Source organism: Variovorax sp. GW460-12-1-14-LB1 (assembly GCF_059423605.1).
Genome location: NZ_JBWKYF010000001.1, coordinates 107,117 through 126,289 on the forward strand (window position 1 = coordinate 107,117; position 19,173 = coordinate 126,289).

The 19,173-nt window shown below is 67.4% G+C and carries 20 protein-coding genes and 1 pseudogene; 11 read left to right on the forward strand and 10 right to left on the reverse strand.

Translation table 11 applies throughout. The features are described 5' to 3' along the window. Window positions 1–16: 16 nt before the first annotated feature. Window positions 17–658 carry a glutathione S-transferase gene (locus AC07Y4_RS00525; RefSeq protein ID WP_495274071.1) on the reverse strand — a complete coding sequence of 214 codons (642 nt, stop codon included), beginning with the start codon at window positions 656–658 and terminating at the stop codon, window positions 17–19. Between the two features lie 65 nt (window positions 659–723). Between AC07Y4_RS00525 and AC07Y4_RS00530 the strand changes: the two genes are divergently transcribed. Both AC07Y4_RS00530 and AC07Y4_RS00535 read left to right on the forward strand, forming a co-directional pair. Then, entirely contained in the window at window positions 724–2,166 is a 1,443-nt protein-coding gene (locus AC07Y4_RS00530) for an NAD-dependent succinate-semialdehyde dehydrogenase (protein ID WP_495274072.1), read from the forward strand. After that, the gene (locus AC07Y4_RS00535; RefSeq protein ID WP_495274073.1) at window positions 2,144–2,617 is read left to right on the forward strand and encodes an acyl-CoA thioesterase; all 474 of its coding nucleotides are present in this window, start codon (window positions 2,144–2,146) and stop codon (window positions 2,615–2,617) included. Before AC07Y4_RS00530 ends, AC07Y4_RS00535 begins: the two co-directional genes overlap by 23 nt. Before the next feature lie 42 nt (window positions 2,618–2,659). On the opposite strand, the gene AC07Y4_RS00540 is transcribed toward AC07Y4_RS00535, so the two are convergent. Then, window positions 2,660–3,793 (reverse strand): glycerol dehydrogenase, encoded by a 1,134-nt coding sequence (locus AC07Y4_RS00540; protein ID WP_495274074.1) that lies wholly within the window; start codon window positions 3,791–3,793, stop codon window positions 2,660–2,662. 96 nt (window positions 3,794–3,889) lie between these two features. Here AC07Y4_RS00540 and AC07Y4_RS00545 point away from each other — a divergent pair, with 96 nt between their 5' ends. The 9 genes from AC07Y4_RS00545 (at window position 3,890) to AC07Y4_RS00585 (ending at window position 12,488) form a co-directional block, all read left to right on the forward strand. Beyond that, complete coding sequence (locus AC07Y4_RS00545) at window positions 3,890–4,723, forward strand: shikimate dehydrogenase family protein (RefSeq protein WP_495274075.1); 834 nt, start codon at window positions 3,890–3,892, stop codon at window positions 4,721–4,723. Between the two features lie 47 nt (window positions 4,724–4,770). Beyond that, window positions 4,771–6,033, forward strand: coding sequence for an ABC transporter substrate-binding protein (locus tag AC07Y4_RS00550; RefSeq protein WP_495274076.1), 1,263 nt, complete (start codon window positions 4,771–4,773; stop codon window positions 6,031–6,033). A 112-nt stretch (window positions 6,034–6,145) separates the two neighbouring features. After that, the gene (locus tag AC07Y4_RS00555; RefSeq protein ID WP_495274077.1) at window positions 6,146–7,033 is read left to right on the forward strand and encodes a branched-chain amino acid ABC transporter permease; all 888 of its coding nucleotides are present in this window, start codon (window positions 6,146–6,148) and stop codon (window positions 7,031–7,033) included. A 9-nt stretch (window positions 7,034–7,042) separates the two neighbouring features. Further along, window positions 7,043–8,077 carry a branched-chain amino acid ABC transporter permease gene (locus tag AC07Y4_RS00560; protein WP_495274078.1) on the forward strand — a complete coding sequence of 345 codons (1,035 nt, stop codon included), beginning with the start codon at window positions 7,043–7,045 and terminating at the stop codon, window positions 8,075–8,077. Then, window positions 8,074–8,820 carry an ABC transporter ATP-binding protein gene (locus AC07Y4_RS00565; protein ID WP_495274079.1) on the forward strand — a complete coding sequence of 249 codons (747 nt, stop codon included), beginning with the start codon at window positions 8,074–8,076 and terminating at the stop codon, window positions 8,818–8,820. Before AC07Y4_RS00560 ends, AC07Y4_RS00565 begins: the two co-directional genes overlap by 4 nt. Then, entirely contained in the window at window positions 8,801–9,517 is a 717-nt protein-coding gene (locus tag AC07Y4_RS00570; protein ID WP_495274080.1) for an ABC transporter ATP-binding protein, read from the forward strand. Before AC07Y4_RS00565 ends, AC07Y4_RS00570 begins: the two co-directional genes overlap by 20 nt. A 144-nt stretch (window positions 9,518–9,661) precedes the next feature. Then, window positions 9,662–10,477, forward strand: a complete 816-nt coding sequence (locus AC07Y4_RS00575) for a transketolase (RefSeq protein ID WP_495274103.1) — start codon at window positions 9,662–9,664, stop codon at window positions 10,475–10,477. Between the two features lie 2 nt (window positions 10,478–10,479). Further along, on the forward strand, window positions 10,480–11,496 hold the full coding sequence (locus AC07Y4_RS00580) for a transketolase family protein (protein ID WP_495274081.1): 1,017 nt from the start codon (window positions 10,480–10,482) through the stop codon (window positions 11,494–11,496). A gap of 14 nt (window positions 11,497–11,510) precedes the next feature. Beyond that, window positions 11,511–12,488, forward strand: coding sequence for an NAD(P)H-quinone oxidoreductase (locus AC07Y4_RS00585; protein WP_495274104.1), 978 nt, complete (start codon window positions 11,511–11,513; stop codon window positions 12,486–12,488). A gap of 61 nt (window positions 12,489–12,549) precedes the next feature. Here the strand turns inward: AC07Y4_RS00585 and AC07Y4_RS00590 are convergent, their stop codons facing one another. The 8 genes and pseudogenes from AC07Y4_RS00590 to AC07Y4_RS00625 all read right to left on the reverse strand — a co-directional run bounded on the left by AC07Y4_RS00590 (window position 12,550) and on the right by AC07Y4_RS00625 (window position 19,162). Next, complete coding sequence (locus AC07Y4_RS00590) at window positions 12,550–13,278, reverse strand: SDR family NAD(P)-dependent oxidoreductase (RefSeq protein ID WP_495274082.1); 729 nt, start codon at window positions 13,276–13,278, stop codon at window positions 12,550–12,552. Window positions 13,279–13,429: 151 nt separating this feature from the next. Continuing rightward, window positions 13,430–14,101, reverse strand: coding sequence for a GntR family transcriptional regulator (locus AC07Y4_RS00595; RefSeq protein WP_354398546.1), 672 nt, complete (start codon window positions 14,099–14,101; stop codon window positions 13,430–13,432). Between the two features lie 103 nt (window positions 14,102–14,204). Then, window positions 14,205–14,372, reverse strand: a pseudogene (locus AC07Y4_RS00600) (MBL fold metallo-hydrolase); the annotation flags it as partial. Window positions 14,373–14,906: 534 nt separating this feature from the next. Beyond that, window positions 14,907–15,512: a glutathione S-transferase family protein gene (locus AC07Y4_RS00605; RefSeq protein ID WP_495274083.1), complete on the reverse strand. Its 606-nt coding sequence runs from the start codon at window positions 15,510–15,512 to the stop codon at window positions 14,907–14,909. 21 nt (window positions 15,513–15,533) lie between these two features. After that, window positions 15,534–16,403 (reverse strand): S-formylglutathione hydrolase, encoded by an 870-nt coding sequence (fghA, locus tag AC07Y4_RS00610; RefSeq protein WP_495274084.1) that lies wholly within the window; start codon window positions 16,401–16,403, stop codon window positions 15,534–15,536. Then, window positions 16,403–17,509, reverse strand: coding sequence for an S-(hydroxymethyl)glutathione dehydrogenase/class III alcohol dehydrogenase (locus AC07Y4_RS00615; protein WP_495274085.1), 1,107 nt, complete (start codon window positions 17,507–17,509; stop codon window positions 16,403–16,405). Before AC07Y4_RS00615 ends, fghA begins: the two co-directional genes overlap by 1 nt. Window positions 17,510–17,570: 61 nt before the next feature. After that, a complete protein-coding gene (locus AC07Y4_RS00620; protein WP_495274086.1) occupies window positions 17,571–18,374 on the reverse strand; it encodes an SDR family NAD(P)-dependent oxidoreductase in 804 nt (267 codons plus the stop codon). Continuing rightward, the gene (locus AC07Y4_RS00625; protein ID WP_495274087.1) at window positions 18,374–19,162 is read right to left on the reverse strand and encodes an SDR family NAD(P)-dependent oxidoreductase; all 789 of its coding nucleotides are present in this window, start codon (window positions 19,160–19,162) and stop codon (window positions 18,374–18,376) included. Before AC07Y4_RS00625 ends, AC07Y4_RS00620 begins: the two co-directional genes overlap by 1 nt. Between the last annotated feature and the right edge of the window lie 11 nt (window positions 19,163–19,173).

The following is a 19,173-nucleotide window of genomic DNA, read 5'->3' on the forward strand; positions in this document are numbered from 1 at the left end:
CACCCGGGCAGGCCCTTCAGCGGCCGGATGGAGCCTGGCGGGCGCCGCCATCGGCGGGCCGGGTAGCGACCATCGAAGGACGTTGTTGCACCGCCTCGAACCAAGCCGCCGCCTCCGCCCGACGTTCGCGCCAGGCCAGGGCCGGAAAGCGAAAGTCCAGGTAGCCCAGCGCGCAGGCGATCGTGATGTGGCCGATGTCGAAGGCATCGTCGGCGCCTGCGACATGGGCCGCCGCCGCGTCCAGCGAGGCGCTCACCTTGCGCAACTGGCCTTCCGTCCACGCAGGCCAGCGGCAGGACTCGGGCCGCAGCGTGCCTTCATAGCGCGCGAGCAGCGCGGCCTCAAGCAGGCCGTCACCCAGCGCCTGCGCCTGCAACGCCCGCCAGCGCAGGGGACCCGGCGCGGGAAAGACGCGCTGCCTGCCGTCGAGCACATCGAGGTACTCGCAGATCACCGCCGAGTCGTAGAGCGCCATGCCGTCGTCGGTCAGCAAGGTCGGCACGCGGCCGCTCGGGTTGTGCGCAGCCACCGCGAGGTCGGGCCGGACGGGGCTCGCGGCGGCCGGCAGCGGCTCGATCCTCGACGCCAGTCCGAGCTCGATCGCGGTCACCGTGACCTTGCGCACGAAGGGCGACGCGGGAGAGTGGAACAGCTTCATTGCATGGCTTTTCAGTCAAAAGATATATCATGCATCATCATTCGTTCAAAGGAGACATTTCCATCATGCAAGGCCTCAAGGACCCCACGCTGTTTCGCCAGCAAGCACTGATCGGCGGCATCTGGCTCGACGCCCCCGAGACCATCACGGTCCGCAATCCCGCCACGGCGGAGACCATCGGCCATGTGCCGCGCATGTCCGGCGCCGCCACGCGGCAGGCCATCGAGGCCGCCGAAGCCGCGCTGCCGGCCTGGGCCGCGCTGACCGCCAAACGGCGCTCGGAGCTACTGCGCCATTGGTTCGAGCGCATGATGGCCGCGCAGGACGACCTGGCGCTGATCCTGACCACCGAGCAGGGCAAGCCGCTGGCCGAGGCGCGTGGCGAGGTCGCCTACGGCGCGAGCTTCATCGAGTGGTTCGCCGAGGAAGCGCGCCGCACCTACGGCGAGGTAATCCCCTCGGCCAACGCCAACACCCGCCTAGTCGCGCTGCGCCAGCCCATCGGCGTCTGCGCCGCGATCACGCCCTGGAACTTTCCCAACGCCATGCTGGCGCGCAAGCTGGGCCCGGCACTGGCCGCGGGATGCACCATGGTGGTCAAGCCCGCCTCGCAGACACCCTTCTCCGCGCTCGCCATGGCCGTGCTGGCCGAGCAGGCGGGTATTCCGCCGGGCGTCATCAACATCGTGACCGGCAGCGCCAGCGAGATCGCGGGCGAACTCACGGCCAACCCGCAAGTGCGCAAGATCAGCTTCACAGGCTCGACCGAAGTCGGCCGCCAGCTGATGAAGCAGAGCGCGCCCACCATCAAGAAGCTGTCGCTCGAGCTCGGCGGCAATGCGCCCTTCATCGTCTTCGACGACGCCGACCTGGACGCGGCCGTCGAGGGCGCGATGGTCGCCAAATTCCGCAACAACGGCCAGACCTGCGTGTGCGCGAACCGCATCCTCGTGCACGATGCGGTGTACGACGCTTTCGCCTCCAAGCTGGTGGCGCGGGTCGCGGCGCTGCGGGTCGGCAACGGCGTCGCGGCCGGCGTGCAGATCGGGCCGCTGATCGATGCCAAGGCGGTGCAGAAGGTCGAGGAGCACATCGCCGATGCGCTCGCCGGCGGCGCGAAGCTGGCGGTCGGCGGGCGGCGGCTGGAGGGCAACTTCTTCGAGCCGGCCGTGATGACTGGCGTCACGTCCTCGATGCTCGTGGCCCGCGAGGAGACGTTCGGCCCGCTCGCGCCGCTGATCCGCTTCGCCGACGAGGACGAGGCGGTCCGGATTGCGAACGACACCGAGTTCGGGCTGGCCTCGTACATCTACACGCGCAGCCTGCGCCGGAGCTGGCGCATCGCCGAGCGGCTGGAGTTCGGCATGGTCGGCGTGAACACCGGCCTGATCTCGACCGCCGAGGCACCCTTCGGCGGCATCAAGCAATCGGGCCTGGGCCGCGAAGGGTCGCGCCACGGCATCGACGACTACATGGAACTCAAGTATGTCTGCATGGGCGTCGCCTGAAGAAGCTTCGGCGGAGGCTCCACCCCCCTGGGACTGGAGCCTGCGCGTGCAGGTGCGCTGGAGCGACCTCGATGCGCTGGGCCACGTCCATCACCTGGCCTACCTGCGCTGGTGCGAGGACGCGCGCAACGAGCATGCGGTGGCCGTCGGGCTGCCCGCGCCGGGCAGCGGCGCCTGCTCGCAGGTCATCCTGCGCCTCGACGTGCACTACCTGCGCCCGGCGCCGCGCGACGCCGAACTGCACATGCGCATGCGGGTGCTGCGCCTGGGCCGCACCAGTGCCGAGGTGCTCTGCAGGCTCGAGGACCCGGCGCAAGCGCAGGCGCTGTTCGAGGCCCGCGTGACGACGGTGATCTGCGACGACCACACGCACCGCCCGGTGCCCTGGCCCGACGCGGTGCGGCAGCGCATCGCGGCGGTCTCGCCGCCGGCCGTCACGCCGAAGCACTAACCAGGGCTGCGGACGAGGAGCCACCGCCTCCCTGCGTTCGCTTCAGGCCGCGGCCGCGATCGCCTGCTCCGCCTCGATGCCATGGATCGCGGCGGCGATCTGCGCCGCATCCAGTGGGCGCTGGAAATTGCGCACGTGCGGTGCGGTCATGGTGAGTTCGGCGATCTGCTGGATCTCGGCCTCGGTCGGCGCGGTCACGCCGAGGTCCGCGAGCGCGGTCGGCAGACCGATGCTGCGGTAGAAGCCGACCAGTTCCTGCACGAAGGCCGGATCGCGCTCCTCCAGCACCAGTTGGACCAGCAGGCCGTAAGCCACTTGCAGCCCGTGCAGCGCATCTCGCGCACCCCGCACCGCAGTCAGGCCGCGCGTCATGGCATGGGCGATCGACAGGCCACCGTTCTCGAAGCACATGCCCGACAGCAGTACCGCCGCCTCCACGCAGTTCTCCAGTGCGGCATCCGGCTGCTGGCGCTCGACCGCCCGCAGCGCGGCGGGTGCGTTCGCGCGCAACATGTCGTAGCACAGCGCCGCCAGCGCGCTCGCAGCCAACGTGCCCGCGCCGCCGTAGATGTTGGCGCCGCCTGCGCGCTGGCATTGCTCGACCTCGAAGGTCTTCGAGATCGCGTCGCCGATGCCCGCCAGTAGCAGGCGCGCCGGCGCACGCGCGATCAGTTCGGTGTCGACGATCACCGCACTGGGGTTGCGGTCCATGTGCTCGACCGCGAGCAGGCGGTGCGAGTCGTCGTAGACCACGTAGATCTTGCTGGTCGGCGCATCGTTGGAGGCCACCGTCGGCACGCTGACGACTTCGGCGCCCAGCGCGTGGGCCACGGCCTTGCCGATGTCGATGCCCTTGCCGCCGCCCGCGGCGATGACGGCGGTAGGCGCGAGCGCCCGGACCTGGGCGCAGAGGCGATCGATTTCGGGCGGCGTCACCTCGCCCGAGAACAGCGCGACCTCCAGCCGCACGCCGGCAGCCTCGCAGGAGGCGCGCACCTTGTCCTCCACCAGTTGCAGCACCACGCGGTCCGCCACCAGCAGGGCGACCCGGCCCGTCAGCGCGGCTTGGGCACCCACCGAATCGAGCGCACCCGGCCCCTGGATGTAGCGCAGCGGCGCACCGAAAACGCGCAGACGCGGAGCACCGACGGAAGCGGTGGCGGGGGATGTGGTCATCGAGTTGTCTCCTTAATTAATGATGGCCTGGGTAAACCCCAGATATGACACATGACGCAGGATATATCATACATCTCAACGTTAGAAAGGCACGCCGTGCACGCCCCAGACCTCCCTCCCTCCGCCGCCCATCCATCCATCGACGGCCACACGCGGCTGGTGCCGCTGCTGGCTTATCCCTCGGAGCATGTGCGCACGCCGGCGCTTTTCAACAGCTACTGCGTGGCCCATGGGCTGAACGCGGTGATGTTCGCGCTCAAGGTGCCGCCCGCGCACCTGCAGTCGACCTGGCAGAGCCTGCGCAACATCGAGAACCTCGCGGGCGTGGTGGTCACCATCCCGCACAAGGCGCCGGTCGCCTCGCTGGTCGATTCGCTCGAGGGCGCGGCGCGCCACATGGGCGTGTGCAACGTCGCACGCCGCGGCGCCAACGGCCGCTTCGTCGGTCGCATGTACGACGGCGTCGGTTTCGTCGCGGGTCTCGTCTCGCAGGGCATCGACGTGCGCGGGCGGCGTGCGGCCCTGTTCGGCGCCGGCGGCGCGGGCACCGCGATCGCGCACGAGCTGTGCAGCCAGGGCCTGGCCCATCTGCATTTGGTCAACCGGACCCCCGCGAAGGCCGAGGCGCTCGCACGCGAGCTGGCAGCGCTCTATCCGAACGTCGCGGTGCACTCCACGCTCGCCGACCCCTCGGCGCTCGACCTCGCGATCAACGGCACCGCGCTGGGCCTGCATGCGGGCGACGCCTTGCCCTTCGACCCGGCCACGCTCGGCGCGACGACCGTGGTCGCAGAGGTCGTGATGCAGCCCGACACCACCGCGCTGCTCCAGCGTGCTTCGGACCTGGGGCTGCGCGTGCACCGCGGCATCCACATGGTTCAGACACAGGTCCAACTGCTGGCCGAGTTCATCCTCGCGCCGCGCGGCTGAGTCCGCTTCGATTTCATCCCATTCCCCCATCCAACAGGAGACATTCCATGCAAACCTCGAAACCGGGCGCGTTCCGCGCATTGGTCATGGCGGCGACCGCCATGACCCTGGGCGGCCTGTGCACCCTCGCTTCGGCCCAGGCCAAGGACGTGAAGATCGGCTTCGTGCTGCCGCTGTCCGGCGGCGCGGCCACCATCGGCAACCAGACCAAAGTCGGCGCGGAGGTCGCGGTCGCGCAGATCAACGCGGCCGGCGGTGTCAAGTCGATGGGCGGCGCGAAGCTGGTGCCCGTCTTCGCCGACAGCCAGTCGAAGCCCGACGTCGGCGTGGCCGAGACCGAGCGCCTCATCACGCGCGAGAACGTCGCGATGGTGGTCGGCGCCTACAACAGTGGCGTGACCTTTCCCGCGACCGAACTCGCCGAGCGCTACAAGACGCCCTGGCTGGTGACGGGCGCGGTCAAGGACGAGATCACCGAGCGCAACTTCAAGTACGTGTTTCGCCCGAACAACAAGGCCACCTACGACGCCCGCGAGCAGCTCGACGCCATCGACATGCTCAAGAAGGAGACCGGCAAGGGGCCGAAGACCATCGGCCTGTTCTACGAGGGCACCGACTGGGGCCGCTCGCATTCGGCCAACGTCAAGAAGCTGGCCAAGGAACGCGGCTACCAGATCTCGCTCGACGAGTCCTACCCGCCGAACCAGTCGGACTTCTCGGCCCAATTGCTGAAAATCCGCGCCACCAAGCCAGAGGCGCTGATCGTGGTGGCCTACACGCCCGACCACATCCTGTTCACGCGCCAGTTCAACGAAGGCGGTGTCTACGTGCCCTACGGTGTGCATTCGGTCGGGGGCGGTTCGGAGGACCCGAACTTCTACAAGGCCGTGTCGCCCAAGACCGTGGAGAACATGTTCGTGCAGGAGGACTTCCAGATCGACATCATGCGTGCCACCAAGGACGCCGCGTCGATCGACGCCGACAAACGCTTCACGGCCGCGATCGGCTACAGCATCAACGCCTACGGGGGCCAGGGCGTGTCGAACGTCTACATCGTCAAAGACGCGCTCGAGCGTGCCGGCACCGCGGACCGCGAGAAGCTGCGCGCCGCGCTGGCCGCGACCGACATCACCAGCGGCCCCGCGCTGATCACCGGCTACGAGCGCATCAAGTTCGACGAGAACGGCCAGAACACCTTCGCCCACGGCGTGATCTCGCAGAACCATGGCGGCGAGCGCCGCACGGTCTGGCCCGCTGCGAACCGGCTGGCTGGCGTCACCCCGGTCTGGCCGCTGCCCGAACGTCGCTGAGCCCCGCGCGAGCCAACGCGCCTGTTCGTCCGCTGGGCCCGGTGCCTGGTGGCTTCGCGTTTCGCACCTCCTCGCTCCCCGGGCCACGGCCCGGCGGGCTTCGAAAGCTCCTATGGACCCCCTAATTCTTCTCTACGCCGTCGTCAACGGCCTCCTGCTGGGCGGCATCTACGGCGGCATCGCGCTCGGGCTCAGCCTGATCTTCGGCGTGCTGCGCGTCATCAACTTCGCGCACGGCTCCTTCCTCATGGTGGCCATGTACGCAAGCTGGGGCCTTTGGGCTGCGTTCGGCTGGCACCCTTATGCCTCCGTCGTGGTCACCGTGCCTTTTCTCTACCTGCTGGGCTACTTCACGCAATCCGTCGTGATCGCCCCGCTGATCCGGCGCGAGTCCACGCTGGTGGTCGAGCCGCTCGGCGCGCTGCTGCTGACCACCGGCCTCTACCTGGTGCTCGACAACTTGGTGCTGATGGGCTTCGGCCCGGACGTGCGCTCGGCCAACGTTGAGTTCGCCAGCGGCTCTCTGCTGATCGCCGGCCTGCCGGTCAACATCCCGCGGCTGATCGGCTGCGCCGCGGGCGTGCTGGTCGCGGCGGTGCTCTGGTGGGCCCTGCGCCACACCGACAGCGGCCGCGCGATCCGCGCCACCGCGCAGAACCGGGAGGCGGCCGCCTTGAGCGGCGTGGACATCCAGCGCGTCTACAACCACACCTTCGGGATCGGCGCCGCGATCCTGGGGCTGTTCGGCGCGCTGCTCACGCCCTTCCTGTCGATCACGCCCACGGTCGGTCAGATGTTCGGCGTCAAGTCCTTCCTGGTCGTGGTGCTGGGCGGCATCGGCTCCATCCCGGGCTCGATCCTCGGCGGGCTGCTGCTCGGCGTGTTCGAGTCGGTGGCCTCGCAATACGTGACCGCGACCTCGGCCGCCATCTTTTCGTTCGGCCTGTTCATCGCCGTGCTGCTGTTCAGGCCCAACGGCCTGCTCGGCCGCAAGATCTGAAAGAATTCCATGTCTACTTCCCGCCGCTCCATCACCGCGGTCCTAGGCCTTCCCCTGCTGGCGATCGCGCTGGTGCTGCCCTTCTTCGTGCAGGAGGCCTACCTGCTGCACTCGCTGACCATGATCCTGTACTTCGCCTACATGGCGTCGGCCTGGAACTTCGTCTGCGGCTACGTCGGCCAGCTCTCGCTGGGCCACGCCGTCTTCGCCGGCCTGGCCGGCTACGCGACCGTGCTGCTCTACACACAGCTCGGCTGGTCGCCCTGGTTCGGCATGCTGGCCGGGGGCCTGCTCGCGGCCATCCTGGCCGTGATCCTCGGCTATCCGAACTTCAAGCTGCGCGGCCCCTACTTCACGCTGACGACCATCGCCTTCGCGGAGATCGTGCGCATCTGGCTGGAGAACACCGACGAGTTCATGGGCATCCCGCTCAAGGGCGCGCAGGGCCTGGTGGTGCCGCCCAGCGACCTCGGCTGGCAGGTGTTCCAGTTCGACGGCAAGGTGCCCTACTACTACATCGCGCTCGCGATGCTCGTGATCATGCTCCTGGCCACGATCGTGCTCGAGCGCTCGCGCCTGGGCTACTACCTCAAGGCGGTGCGCGGCGATCCCAACGGCGCGGCCGCGCTGGGCGTCAACGGCACGCGCTGCTCGCTGACCGCGCTCGCGATCAGCGCCTTCATGACCGGCCTGGGCGGTGCGTTCTACGCGCAGTTCTTCCGCTACATCAATCCCGAGCGCAACCTCGGCATGGAGTTCTCGATCGACACCGCGCTGATGGCGATCGTCGGCGGACAGGGCACCGTGCTCGGACCCGTGCTGGGCGCGCTGCTGCTACACCCGATCGCTGAGATCACGCGCGCTTGGTTCGGTGGCCGCTTCCCCGGCCTGCACCTGGTGATCTACGGCGCCATCCTGATGGTGGCGGTGCTCTACTTCCCGAAGGGCGTGATCGCGCCGCTGCAGCGCTGGCTCACGCGGCGCGGCCTGCGCAAGGCCGACCCGGCCCCGGCCATTGGCGACGTCCAGGAGGTGCGTTCATGAGCACGCTCGGCAACGCCATGCTCGAGGTCCAGGGCCTGCAGAAGCGCTTCGGTGGGGTGCACGCGGTGCGCGACGTCTCGTTCAGCCTGCGGCAGGGCGAGATCCTCGGCCTGCTAGGCCCCAACGGCGCCGGCAAGACGACGGCCTTCAACCTGATTGCGGGCTTCCACCCGCTCGACGAGGGCCAGGTGCGCTTCGAGGGCCGCAACATCGCCGGCATGAACCCGAACCAGATCTGCCATGCGGGCATCGCCCGCACCTTCCAGATCTCGCGACCCTTCGGCGGCCTGACGGCGCTCGAGAACGTGATGGTGGGCGCCTTCGCGCGCCACCCCACACGCTCGAAGGCACGGGCCGAGGCCGAGCGCATGCTCGACTTCCTCGGCATGTCCTCGCGGGCCGACCACGACGCGGGCGACCTCACGGCCTTCGACAAGCGCAAGCTCGAACTGGGCCGCGCGCTGGCCACCGGGCCGCGCCTGCTGCTGATGGACGAGGTCGTGGCCGGCGCGACGCCGAGCGAGGCCGGCGAGATGGTGCGACTGGTGCACAAGGTGCGCGAACAGGGGATTTCGGTGCTCATCGTCGAGCACGTGATGAAGGTGATCATGGGTCTGTCCGACCGCGTGATCGTGATGGACCAGGGCACGCTGATCGCGGACGGCAAGCCTGCCGACGTGGTCAACGATCCGCGCGTGCTTACCGCTTACTTTGGAGAAGGCTATGCCGGCAACGATATTTAGCGCCCGGAACGTCTGGTCCGGCTACGGCGAGCAGCAGGTGCTGCGCGGCGTCGACCTCGAACTGGCACCGGGCAGCATCACCGCGCTGATCGGCGCCAACGGGGCCGGCAAGACCACCTTCCTACGCACCGTGTCCGGGCTGCTGCGCGCCACGCGCGGCGAGATCCAGCTCGCGGGCGAATCGCTGGTCGGCCGCAAGCCACACGACATCGTGACCCTGGGCTTCGTCCAGTCGCCCGAGGGCAAGCAGCTGTTCACCGAGATGTCGGTGCTGGAGAACCTGCTCCTGGGCGCCAGCAGCGCGCATGCCAAGGCGGTGCGCCAGCGCACGCTGGAGGAAGTGTTCGAGCTGTTCCCCATCCTGGCCGAGCGGCGCAGCCAGCTGGCCGGCACCATGTCGGGGGGCCAGCAGCAGATGGTGGCGGTAGGCCGCGCGCTGATGGCGCGGCCCAAGGTACTGGCACTCGACGAGCCCTCGCTGGGCCTAGCGCCGATCATGGTGCAGCGGCTGTTCGACAGCATCGTGCGCATCCGCGACCGCGGCCTGGCCGTGCTGGTGATCGAGCAGAACGTGCAGATGGTGCTGAAGATCGCGGACCGCGGCTACGTGCTCGAGAACGGCGCCGTCGCGCTCACCGGCACCGGCGCGGAACTGCTGCACAACCCGCATCTGCGCGCCAGCTATCTCGGGCTTTGAGCGGGGACGAAAAGAAGGCACCCGCCTTTCTCTCGAAAGAAGATATATCATATATTTAAGTCCACAAAAGGAAGACTCATGACCCCAACTTCATCGACCGCCGCGCCCTGCGCGGACTTCACGCCCACCCCCGAGCAGATCGCACTGCTGCGGGAAAAGGCGCGCTTCGTGCGCCTCGAGACCATCCGCCTGATCGAGATCGCGAAGGTCGGACACTACAGCTCGGTGTTCTCCTGCGCCGAGATCTTCTCGTCGCTCTACTACGACGTGATGCAGCTGCGCCAGAGCGAGCCGCAATGGGCCGACCGCGACCGCTTCCTCATGGGCAAGGGCCACGCAGCCGTCGGCCTTTTCCCGATCCTGGCGGAGAAGGGCTTCATCCCGAAGGCCTCGCTGGACGACTACACGCGCCTGGGCAGCCCGCTGGGCGACCACCCCGACATGACCAAGGTGCCGGGCATCGACTTCAGCTCGGGCTCGATCGGCCATGCGATGTCCGCCGGCGCCGGCATGGCGCTGGGCGGCCGCATGCAGGGCAAGGACTTCGCGGTGTTCGCGATGGTGGGTGACGGCGAGATGCAGGAGGGCCAGGTCTGGGAGGCCGCCCTCTTCGCCGCACATCACAAGCTGTCGCGCCTGATCGGCATCGTGGACCGCAACGGCTACCAGCTCGACGGCAAGGTAGACGACGTGATCGGCGTCGAGTCGCTGGCCGAGAAGTGGCGCTCCTTCGGCTGGGAGACGCACGAGGTCGACGGCCATGACCTGGGCGCGCTCACCGCATTGCTGCGCCGCCTGCGCGCCGACATGCAGCGCGACCGACCTGCCTGCGTGATCGCCAAAACCATCAAGGGCCGCGGCGTCTCCTACATGGAGACCGAGCCGGGCTGGCACCTGGGCTACCTCGCCCCCATCGATGCAGAGGCCGCCGTGGCCGAGATCATGAACAAGGACATCTGAAAATGAGCAAACTTCTCAGCACCGAATCCTGGCAATACCGCGCCCTCAACGCCATCACCCCGGGCCTCAACTATTTCTCCGACGCGCTTATCGAGCTAGCGGAGGAAGGCCACCCGGTGGTGGCCGGCTCGGCCGACCTGCAGTACTCGAACGGCCTCAACAAGTTCGCCACCCGCTTTCCCGAACGCTTCACGCAGTTCGGCATCTCTGAGCAGAACATGGTGACGGCCGCCGCCGGGCTCGCGACCACTGGCTACATGCCCTTCGTCGCGACCTTTGCGTCCTTCCTCGGCCTGCTGTGCTGCGAGCAGATCCGCATGGACGTGGCCTACAGCAAGCTGCCGGTGCGCCTGGTCGGCCACCACACCGGCATCTCGCTGGGCTTCTACGGCACCTCGCACCACGCGACCGAGGACATCTCGACAACGCGCGCAATCGCGGGCCTGACGGTGATCTCGCCCGCGGACGGCCCGCAGTTCGCGGCTGCGATCAAGGCCTCGGTGCACTGGCCCGAGCCGATCTACTTCCGCATCGGTCGCGGCCGCGAGCCCGAGGTCTACGAGAAGGGCACGCCCTTCGTCATCGGCAAAGCCATCGAGCACGGCCAAGGCACAGACATCACGCTGATCGCCTGCGGCATGGCCGTCAAGGGTGCGCTCGACGCGGCTCAGGCGCTGCGCGCCGCGGGCCATTCGGTCGGCGTGCTGGACATGGCGACGATCAAGCCGCTGGACCGCGAGGCCGTGCGGAAGGCCGCTGCCCGCTCGAAGCTGCTGGTGACGGTCGAGGAGCACAACGTGCTCGGCGGCCTCGGAGCCGCAGTCGCCGAGGTGCTGGCCGACGAGGTCACAGGCGCACGCCTAGTGCGCCACGGCATCCACGACGAGTACAGCCTGATCGCGCCGCCCACGCACCTCTATGCGCACTACCGGCTCGACGGCCCGGGCATCGAGGCCGTGGCACGCGCGGCGCTGGCCGGCGGCACCACCGAATCGGTGCGCACCGGAGTCGCGGCATGAGCGCGCTGTACCTGATGGACTACGTCGACCACGGCGCAGGTGGCGGTCCGGAGGTGCTGAAGATGGCCAGCGGCAAGCGGCCCACGCCTGCGCCCGGCGAGGTGCTGATCCGCGTCGCGTACGCAGGCGTCAACCGGCCGGAGGCGCTGCAGCGCGCCGGCCTCTATGCGCCGCCGCCCGGCGCCTCCCAGATCCTCGGCCTCGAGGTGTCGGGCGAAGTAGTCGCGCTGGGCGCAGGCGTCGAACGCTGGAAAGTCGGCGACGCGGTCTGCGCGCTGACCAACGGCGGCGGCTATGCGCAGTACGTCGTCGCGCCGCAGGGGCAGGTGTTGCCCGTGCCGCAGGGCCTGTCGCTGATGCAGGCGGGCGCGCTGCCGGAGAACTACTTCACCGTCTGGACCAACGTGTTCCAGCGCGCGGGGCTGCGCGCCGGCGAGAGCGTGCTGGTCCACGGCGGCTCCTCGGGCATTGGGCTCACCGCCATCCAGCTGGCCAAGGCCTTCGGCGCCACGGTGCTGAGCACCGCGGGCAGCGCGGCCAAGGCGGCGGCATGCCGCGAAGCCGGCGCGGCCTTCGCGATCAACTACCGCGAGCAGGACTTCGTCGCCGTCGCGCTCGATGCAACGGGCGGCCAGGGCGTGAACGTGGTGCTGGACATGGTCGGCGGCCGCTACATCGCGCGCAACCTCCAGGCCCTGGCGGTCGAGGGCCGGCTGGTCCAAATCTCCTTCCTCGAGGCCTCCAAGGTTGAGCTCGACTGGACCCCGCTGATGGTCAAGCGCCTGCACTTCACCGGCTCCACGCTGCGCCCGCGCAGCTTGGCGGACAAGGCGCGCATCGCCGACGAACTGCAGGAACAGGTCTGGCCGCTGCTGAGCAGCCAGCAGGTCGCGCCGGTGGTGCATCGCGTGTTTCCGATCGCCCAGGCGGCGGAGGCCCACGCGTTGATGGAGTCCTCGGAGCACATCGGGAAGATCCTGCTGGAGGTCTGAGGCCCCGAAGAAGGCCGAGGCCGGCGGCGGATGCGCGCCGCAGCCTCGGTCTTTTGCTTTCTCAACCGATGTGGAAGCCGCCGTCGACCGGAACCAGCGCGCCGGTCACGTAGCGCGAAGGCGCGGTGCTCAGGAAGCCCACCACTTCGGCCACTTCGTCCGCCGTGCCCCAGCGCTTGGCCGGGATGCGCGCGAGGATGCCGGGCGCCCGGTCAGGATTGTGGATGGCGCCGCTGGCCAGCCGGGTGTCGATCCAGCCCGGCGCCACCGCGTTCACGCGGATGCCGAGGTCGGCGAAGGCCATCGCGTGTGAGCGCGTGAGCGCCACCACCGCGCCCTTGCTGGCCGCGTACGAGGGGTTGTTACGCGAGCCGAACCAGCTGAACATCGACGCGAAGTTCACGACCGCGCCCTGACGCTTCGCCAGCCCGTCCTTGCAGGCCATGGTCACGAGTTGGGTGCCCACAAGGTTCACCTCCAGCACCTGCCGGAAGCCTTCGGATCCCCATTCGCGCCCTTCGTGCCGGATCAGGCCCGCTGCATTGACCAGCGCGTCGATGCCATCGAGGCCCTGCACCGCTTGCTGCACGGCGACCTCGTCGGTGATGTCGAGCTTCGAGAACTCGACGCCCGGGGCATCGGCGTCTTCACGATCCATGCCCAGCGCGATCACGCGCCAGCCCATGGCCGCGAAATGCCGGGCACATGCTAGGCCGATGCCCGTGCCTCCGCCAGTCACCACAGCCACCTTGCGACGCTCGGCGTCCGAATTCTTCAATGATGTATTCATGACATATCTCCTTGTCGTAAACGCTCGCCACAACGGCGGCGCTCAAGGCGTCACATCTGCGCGCCGCCTCAAGGATGCATGATATATCTTTGTTCAAAAAGAGAGAAGCCGTTATGCGAAGCGCCGTCGCTTCGCATGCGCTGATGAGGGGTCAGGCTGCGTTTTGCTTTTCGAGCCAGGCGATGATCACGTCGCTCCAACGGATGTCGTCCTGGATCGCCACGCGCGCCGCCTGAGGGTCACGCTTGCGCAATGCGCGCAGCACCTGGTAATGCTTGTGGTTGCGGCTGCTGATCTCGCGCCGCGGCATCTCGTTGTGGAAGGTCCGAAGCAACGGCCCCATCATGACCCAGAAGTTCTCGACCGTCGCGGTGACCAGCGGCATCTGTGCTGCACGCAGCAACCCGAAATGGAAGTCGGTGTTCAGCTTGGCAGCCAGCGCCGCATCTTTGGCGGCAGCGATGACAAACTCTTCCTGGATCTTCGCGAGCCGGTCCAGGTCAGCAGGTGTCATAAGCGTGCACGCTCTCTCCGCAGCCGCCCCCTCCAGAGCCAGTCGCATGAGCTGAATCTGACGTAGGTCATCGGGGCCCAGTATCGGAACGTGGATGGCTGTAGCGGCACGCATTTCCAAGGCGCGTTCGCTCACCAGCTTGAAGATGGCTTCGCGAACAGGCGTGATGCTAGTCCCGAGCTGCGAGGACAAATCCTTGATGCGCAATCGTTCTCCAGGCGCGAATTCGCCATCCATCAGGGCCGAACGGATGCGCCCGTAAACACGGGAAGACAGGTTTTCGCTGGAGAGCTGTAGCAGGATCGACATGGATGAGATTCGCGGTTCGCCAGGGCAACGAAGAACATCATATATCTTTCCGCCAAATGGACAGGCAGAGCTTGCTGAGTTGGATCAGCGACACCAACGATCGGATCTCCTTGAAGCCGTCGAAGTAGCCGGTATCGCCGCTGAAGAACAGCCGAAGATCGTGCTCCGTGCTGCCGCCGATGGCACCATCGACGATGACCCAGGAGGCCCACAAGGTCCTGTTGCCATCGAACAAGCCGCGTCCCGAGTAATGCTGAGCTGGCGTGGCCGATGAACTGCACGCCATCGATCGTCGCACGCCAGCCCAGCAAAAGCAGGTCGCAGAAACGTCGGTAGACATATTCCTGTCCCACTACGGCTGACGCACTCTCAAGCACTCCGGGCGTCAATCCCACACGCATGAAGACGCCAAGCTGCCCCACCCACGGCGCCAACTCGCCAGCAGGCTGGCGCGCGACTGTAGTCGCCCCTGTTCTGTGATGCGTGAGTCGAGAGCTAGAACCTGCTACTGGCCAGTAGTACGCATTCGCGCCGTCCTTCGAATGCCGGCAATCGCTGGAGGCCGTGTGATAACGCGCAAGAAGGTCGCGCGACACGGGCGCAGCTCGCAGCCCGATGGAAGTTTCGGATTGGTCGCGTCCGATGGGTGGAGCCTCTGTATTTTTCGGGCGAAGAACGGTCTGTGACGGGGTCAGGGGCCCCGCGCGCGATGCCGGCTGCGTCGGGCATCCGACAAGGCGCGCCGTGGCTCCGACAAGCGCCCGAGATTTTGGGGCGACAAGGTAGAAGCCATGTCCGCCAGTGATCAAGTCCTTGTGATACCAGGCATCGGAACGAACCCGGGCAACTGCTTCATGCGTTCGACCCAGGTCAGTACATTCGGGTAGGGGATCAGGTCGATGCCGCCTTCGCCCGCCAGCGCCGTGTACGGAAAGCAGGCGATGTCCGCGATGGTCGGATGGCCGAGTTCCAGGAACTCCCTGCTTGCCAGGTGTGCGTCCATGATGCCGAACACACGATTCGCGCCGGCATGCAGCTTGGCCAGGTCGAGCGGGTAGTTCAGCACCTTCACCAGACGCGCGCCCGCCGCGTTCATGACTTCACCGCCGCCAGTCGACAACCATTGCGCGATCTGGCCCTGTGAGCGAGCGTCTTCGGGGAACCAGTTGCCCGACTTGTCGTACTTGCGCGCGATGTAGATCAGGATGGCCTGCGCATCGCGCAGGCGCAGTTCGCCGTCTTCGAAGATCGGGATCTCGCCGAACGGGTTGAGCGCCAGGTAGGGTGCGGTCTTGTGTTCCTTGTTTACGAAATCGACTGGCACCGCGTCGTACGGCACATCGAGGATGTTCAGGAACAGGCGGATCTTGTAGCAGCTGCCGGAAATGTCGCAGTCGTAAAGCTTGGGCATGGTGTCTTCTTTCGTTGAAGGTCAGGAGGGTTGAAAAAGAATGCGTTGGTGATGCTTCAGGTGGTCGGCCATGAAGCTCTGCACGAAGTAGTAGCCATGGTCGTAGCCGATGTGCCGGCGCAAGGTGAGTGGCTGTCCTGCCGCGCCGCAGGCGGCTTCGAACAGGTGGGGATGCAACTGCCCGGCCAGGAATTTGTCTTCCAGCCCCTGGTCGATCAGGATGCCCCCGGGGTACGGCACGGCCCGTTGCCGCTGCATCAGGCTGCTGGCGTCGTGGTCTTGCCAGGCCTCGGTATCGGCATCGGCGCCGAGGTAGCCCGTGAACGCCTTGCGGCCCCAAGGGCATTGCGTGGGCGCGCACACCGGCGCGAAGGCCGAGACCGACCTGAACAACCCCGGGTGCCGCAACGCGAGCGTGAGCGCGCCGTGCCCGCCCATCGAGTGGCCGAAGATGCCGAGCCGTCGCGCATCGATGGGCAGGCACTCGCCGAGCAGGGGCAGCAGCTCGCGCACGAGGTAGCTCTCCATGCGCCAGTGCGCCGACCACGGTGCCTGCGTGGCATCCAGATAGAAGCCCGCGCCGACGCCGAAGTCCCAATCGTCGGCTTCGCCGGCAACGCCTGCGCCGCGCGGGCTGGTGTCAGGTGCGATCAGCGCGATGCCGAACTCGGCGGCCAGCCGCTGGGCGCCGGCCTTCACCGCGAAGGTTTCTTCGTTGCAGGTCAGCCCCGCGAGGTAGAGCAGCGCGGGCACCTTGGCGAGCGCGGCCTGCGGCGGAAGGAACACCGACAGGCGCATCGGGAGCCTGATTTCGCGTGCATCGTGTTCGAGAAAACGCTGCATGCCGCCGAAGCATCGATGCTCGGCCAGCGTTCGAAACGGTGCCGGCATCAGTAGAGCACCACGCCGCGAATCGACTCGCCGCGCTTCATCAGGTCGAAGCCCTTGTTGATGTCCTCCAGCGGCATGGTGTGCGTGATCAGGTCGTCGATGTTGATCTTGCCTTCCATGTACCAGTCGACGATCTTCGGCACGTCGGTGCGCCCGCGCGCACCGCCGAAGGCCGAGCCCTCCCACTTGCGGCCCGTGACCAGCTGGAACGGGCGCGTGCTGATTTCCGCACCCGCCTCGGCCACGCCGATGATGATGCTGCGGCCCCAGCCCTTGTGCGTGCATTCCAGTGCCTGGCGCATCACCTTGGTGTTGCCGATGCACTCGAAGCTGTAGTCGGCGCCGCCGTCGGTCAGCTGCACGATGGCATCGACGACGTTCTCGGTGTCCTTCGGGTTGATGAAGTGCGTCATGCCGAACTTGCGGGCCATGGCTTCGCGCTCGGGGTTCAAATCGATGCCGATGATCTTGTCGGCGCCCACCATCTTGGCGCCTTGAATGACATTCAGGCCGATGCCGCCGAGGCCGAACACCACCACGTTGGCGCCGGCTTCGACCTTGGCCGTGAAGATCACCGCGCCGATGCCGGTGGTGACGCCACAGCCGATGTAGCAGACCTTGTCGAAGGGGGCGTCTTCGCGGATCTTGGCCAGTGAGATTTCTGGCGCGACGGTGTAGTTGCTGAATGTGCTGGTGCCCATGTAGTGGGCAATGGGCTGGCCGTCCAGGCTGAAGCGCGAGGTGCCGTCGGGCATCTGGCCCTTGCCCTGCGTGCCGCGGATGAGCTGGCACAGGTTGGTCTTGCGGCTCAGGCAGAACTTGCACTGGCGGCATTCGGGCGTGTACAGCGGGATGACGTGGTCGCCCTTTTTCAGGGTGGTGACGCCGGGGCCGACGTCGACCACGATGCCCGCGCCTTCATGGCCCAGGATGGCGGGGAAGATGCCTTCGGGGTCGGCGCCCGAGAGCGTGTAGTAGTCGGTGTGGCAGATGCCGGTGGCCTTGATCTCGACCAGCACTTCGCCGAAACGGGGACCGTCGAGGTCGACGGTTTCAATGGTCAGCGGGGCTCCGGATTTCCAGGCGACGGCGGCTTTGGTTTTCATGTGTCGTTGAACAAGAGTGAAGAGAAGAAGAAAGAAAGGAAGAAAAAATGCGCGGCGCGGTTCAGGTGCCGTGCAGGAACCAGCCGCCGTCCACCAGCAGGTCGGTGCCCGTCACGTAGCTCGCCATCGGCGAGGCCAGGAACAGCACGGTGCTGGCAATCTCGAAAGGCTCGGCCCGGCGACGCAGCGGAATGTTGTCGAGCACGCCGCTGTCCTGCAGCTGGCGGAACAACTCCGGCTTCAGGTTGCCGGGCGTGGCCGTGAGCCCCGGCGACACGGAGTTCACGCGGATGCCGTGCGGTGCCAGTGCAAGCGCGAGGTTGCGCGTCATCGCCAGCACGGCGCCCTTCGACGCGTCATAGGCGCAGTGGTTGGGCATGGGCTTGTGGCCGCAGATCGACGACAGGTTGACGATGGCGCCGCCCTGCCCCTGCGCCTTCATGCGGCGGCTGGCCGCCTGCGCGCCGAAGAACATTGCCTTGCAGTTCACCGCGAACATGCGGTCCCAGAAGGCGCCGTCGACGTCATCGACCGGGCGCAGCGGATAGATGCCCGCGTTGTTCACGAAGACGTCGATGCGGCCGTGCGCGGCCATTGCCGCATCGAGCAGGCCGTCGACCTGCTCCTGCACGGTCACGTCCGTGGGCACGTGGCGCACGTCGAGCCCTTCGGCGACGAGCTCGCCGGTGCGGCCCGCCTGCAGGTCGCCGACGACCACGCGCGCGCCCGCCTCGGCAAAGCGCCGCGCGATGGCAAGGCCGATGCCGTCGCCGCCGCCCGTCACCACCGCGGTCTTGCCGCGAAAGTCGAGCAGGCCGTCGAACGGTGCGTACGGCAGTGCCTTGTAGGAAGGCGTGCCGCTCATCAGTAGATCGAGCGGACGATGCCGCCGTCCACGCGCAGCGCGGCGCCGTTGATGGCGCTCGCGCGCTGGCTGCACACGAAGGCCACGAGGTCGGCCACCTCGGCGGGATCGATGAGCCGCGCGATGATCGAGGTGCTGCGGTTCTCCGCGACGAAACGACGCTCGGCCTCTTCGTACGAAAGCTCGGGGAACAGGCCCTGCACGAAGACCCGAACGCCTTCGGTGCGCGTCGAACCCGGTACGACGGCATTGACCGTGACGGCGGTGCCCTTGGTCAGCTCCGCCAGCGTGCGCGAGACCGCCAGCGTCATCGACTTCGAGGCGCTGTAGTGCGGCAGTTCCGGCGCGGGCGCAATGGCGGCCTCGCTCGACAGGAACACGATGCGGCCCTTGCCGCGCGCGAGCATGCCCTGGATGTAGTGGCGGCCAAGCCGCACGCCGCTCATCACATTCACGTCGAAGCTTTCGAGCCACTGCGCATCGGTGGTCTGCGTGAAGGGCACGGCCTCGTAGATGCCGAGGTTGTTCACCAGGATGTCGAGTTCGGGCAGCAGCGCGATGGTTTCGGCGCAACCCTGCGCGCCGCCGTTGTCGGCCACCAGCCCTTCGAGCCGCGCGCCCGGCGCGCGCGCGCGCAGGTCGGCAATGGCCGCATCGACCGCCTGCGCGGTGCGGCCGTTGATGTAGACGGTGGCGCCTTCGCGGGCCAGCGTGCGAGCGATTTCGCGGCCGATGCCACCGGTCGATGCGGTGACGAGTGCGCGTGCGCCTTCAAGTCCGAGGTCCATGGGAAGTCCTG

Bases quoted from the DNA above. Each gene is read 5' to 3' on its own strand.
- AC07Y4_RS00550 (WP_495274076.1), top strand. From the start codon at position 4,771: ATGCAAACCTCGAAACCGGGCGCGTTCCGCGCATTGGTCATGGCGGCG.
- AC07Y4_RS00605 (WP_495274083.1), bottom strand. From the start codon at position 15,512: ATGCCCAAGCTTTACGACTGCGACATTTCCGGCAGCTGCTACAAGATC.
- AC07Y4_RS00615 (WP_495274085.1), bottom strand. From the start codon at position 17,509: ATGAAAACCAAAGCCGCCGTCGCCTGGAAATCCGGAGCCCCGCTGACC.
- AC07Y4_RS00585 (WP_495274104.1), top strand. From the start codon at position 11,511: ATGGACTACGTCGACCACGGCGCAGGTGGCGGTCCGGAGGTGCTGAAG.
- AC07Y4_RS00555 (WP_495274077.1), top strand. From the start codon at position 6,146: ATGGACCCCCTAATTCTTCTCTACGCCGTCGTCAACGGCCTCCTGCTG.
- AC07Y4_RS00530 (WP_495274072.1), top strand. From the start codon at position 724: ATGCAAGGCCTCAAGGACCCCACGCTGTTTCGCCAGCAAGCACTGATC.
- AC07Y4_RS00590 (WP_495274082.1), bottom strand. From the start codon at position 13,278: ATGAATACATCATTGAAGAATTCGGACGCCGAGCGTCGCAAGGTGGCT.
- AC07Y4_RS00570 (WP_495274080.1), top strand. From the start codon at position 8,801: ATGCCGGCAACGATATTTAGCGCCCGGAACGTCTGGTCCGGCTACGGC.
- AC07Y4_RS00565 (WP_495274079.1), top strand. From the start codon at position 8,074: ATGAGCACGCTCGGCAACGCCATGCTCGAGGTCCAGGGCCTGCAGAAG.
- AC07Y4_RS00535 (WP_495274073.1), top strand. From the start codon at position 2,144: ATGTCTGCATGGGCGTCGCCTGAAGAAGCTTCGGCGGAGGCTCCACCC.
- AC07Y4_RS00580 (WP_495274081.1), top strand. From the start codon at position 10,480: ATGAGCAAACTTCTCAGCACCGAATCCTGGCAATACCGCGCCCTCAAC.
- fghA (WP_495274084.1), bottom strand. From the start codon at position 16,403: ATGCCGGCACCGTTTCGAACGCTGGCCGAGCATCGATGCTTCGGCGGC.
- AC07Y4_RS00625 (WP_495274087.1), bottom strand. From the start codon at position 19,162: ATGGACCTCGGACTTGAAGGCGCACGCGCACTCGTCACCGCATCGACC.
- AC07Y4_RS00620 (WP_495274086.1), bottom strand. From the start codon at position 18,374: ATGAGCGGCACGCCTTCCTACAAGGCACTGCCGTACGCACCGTTCGAC.
- AC07Y4_RS00595 (WP_354398546.1), bottom strand. From the start codon at position 14,101: ATGTCGATCCTGCTACAGCTCTCCAGCGAAAACCTGTCTTCCCGTGTT.
- AC07Y4_RS00540 (WP_495274074.1), bottom strand. From the start codon at position 3,793: ATGACCACATCCCCCGCCACCGCTTCCGTCGGTGCTCCGCGTCTGCGC.
- AC07Y4_RS00560 (WP_495274078.1), top strand. From the start codon at position 7,043: ATGTCTACTTCCCGCCGCTCCATCACCGCGGTCCTAGGCCTTCCCCTG.
- AC07Y4_RS00525 (WP_495274071.1), bottom strand. From the start codon at position 658: ATGAAGCTGTTCCACTCTCCCGCGTCGCCCTTCGTGCGCAAGGTCACG.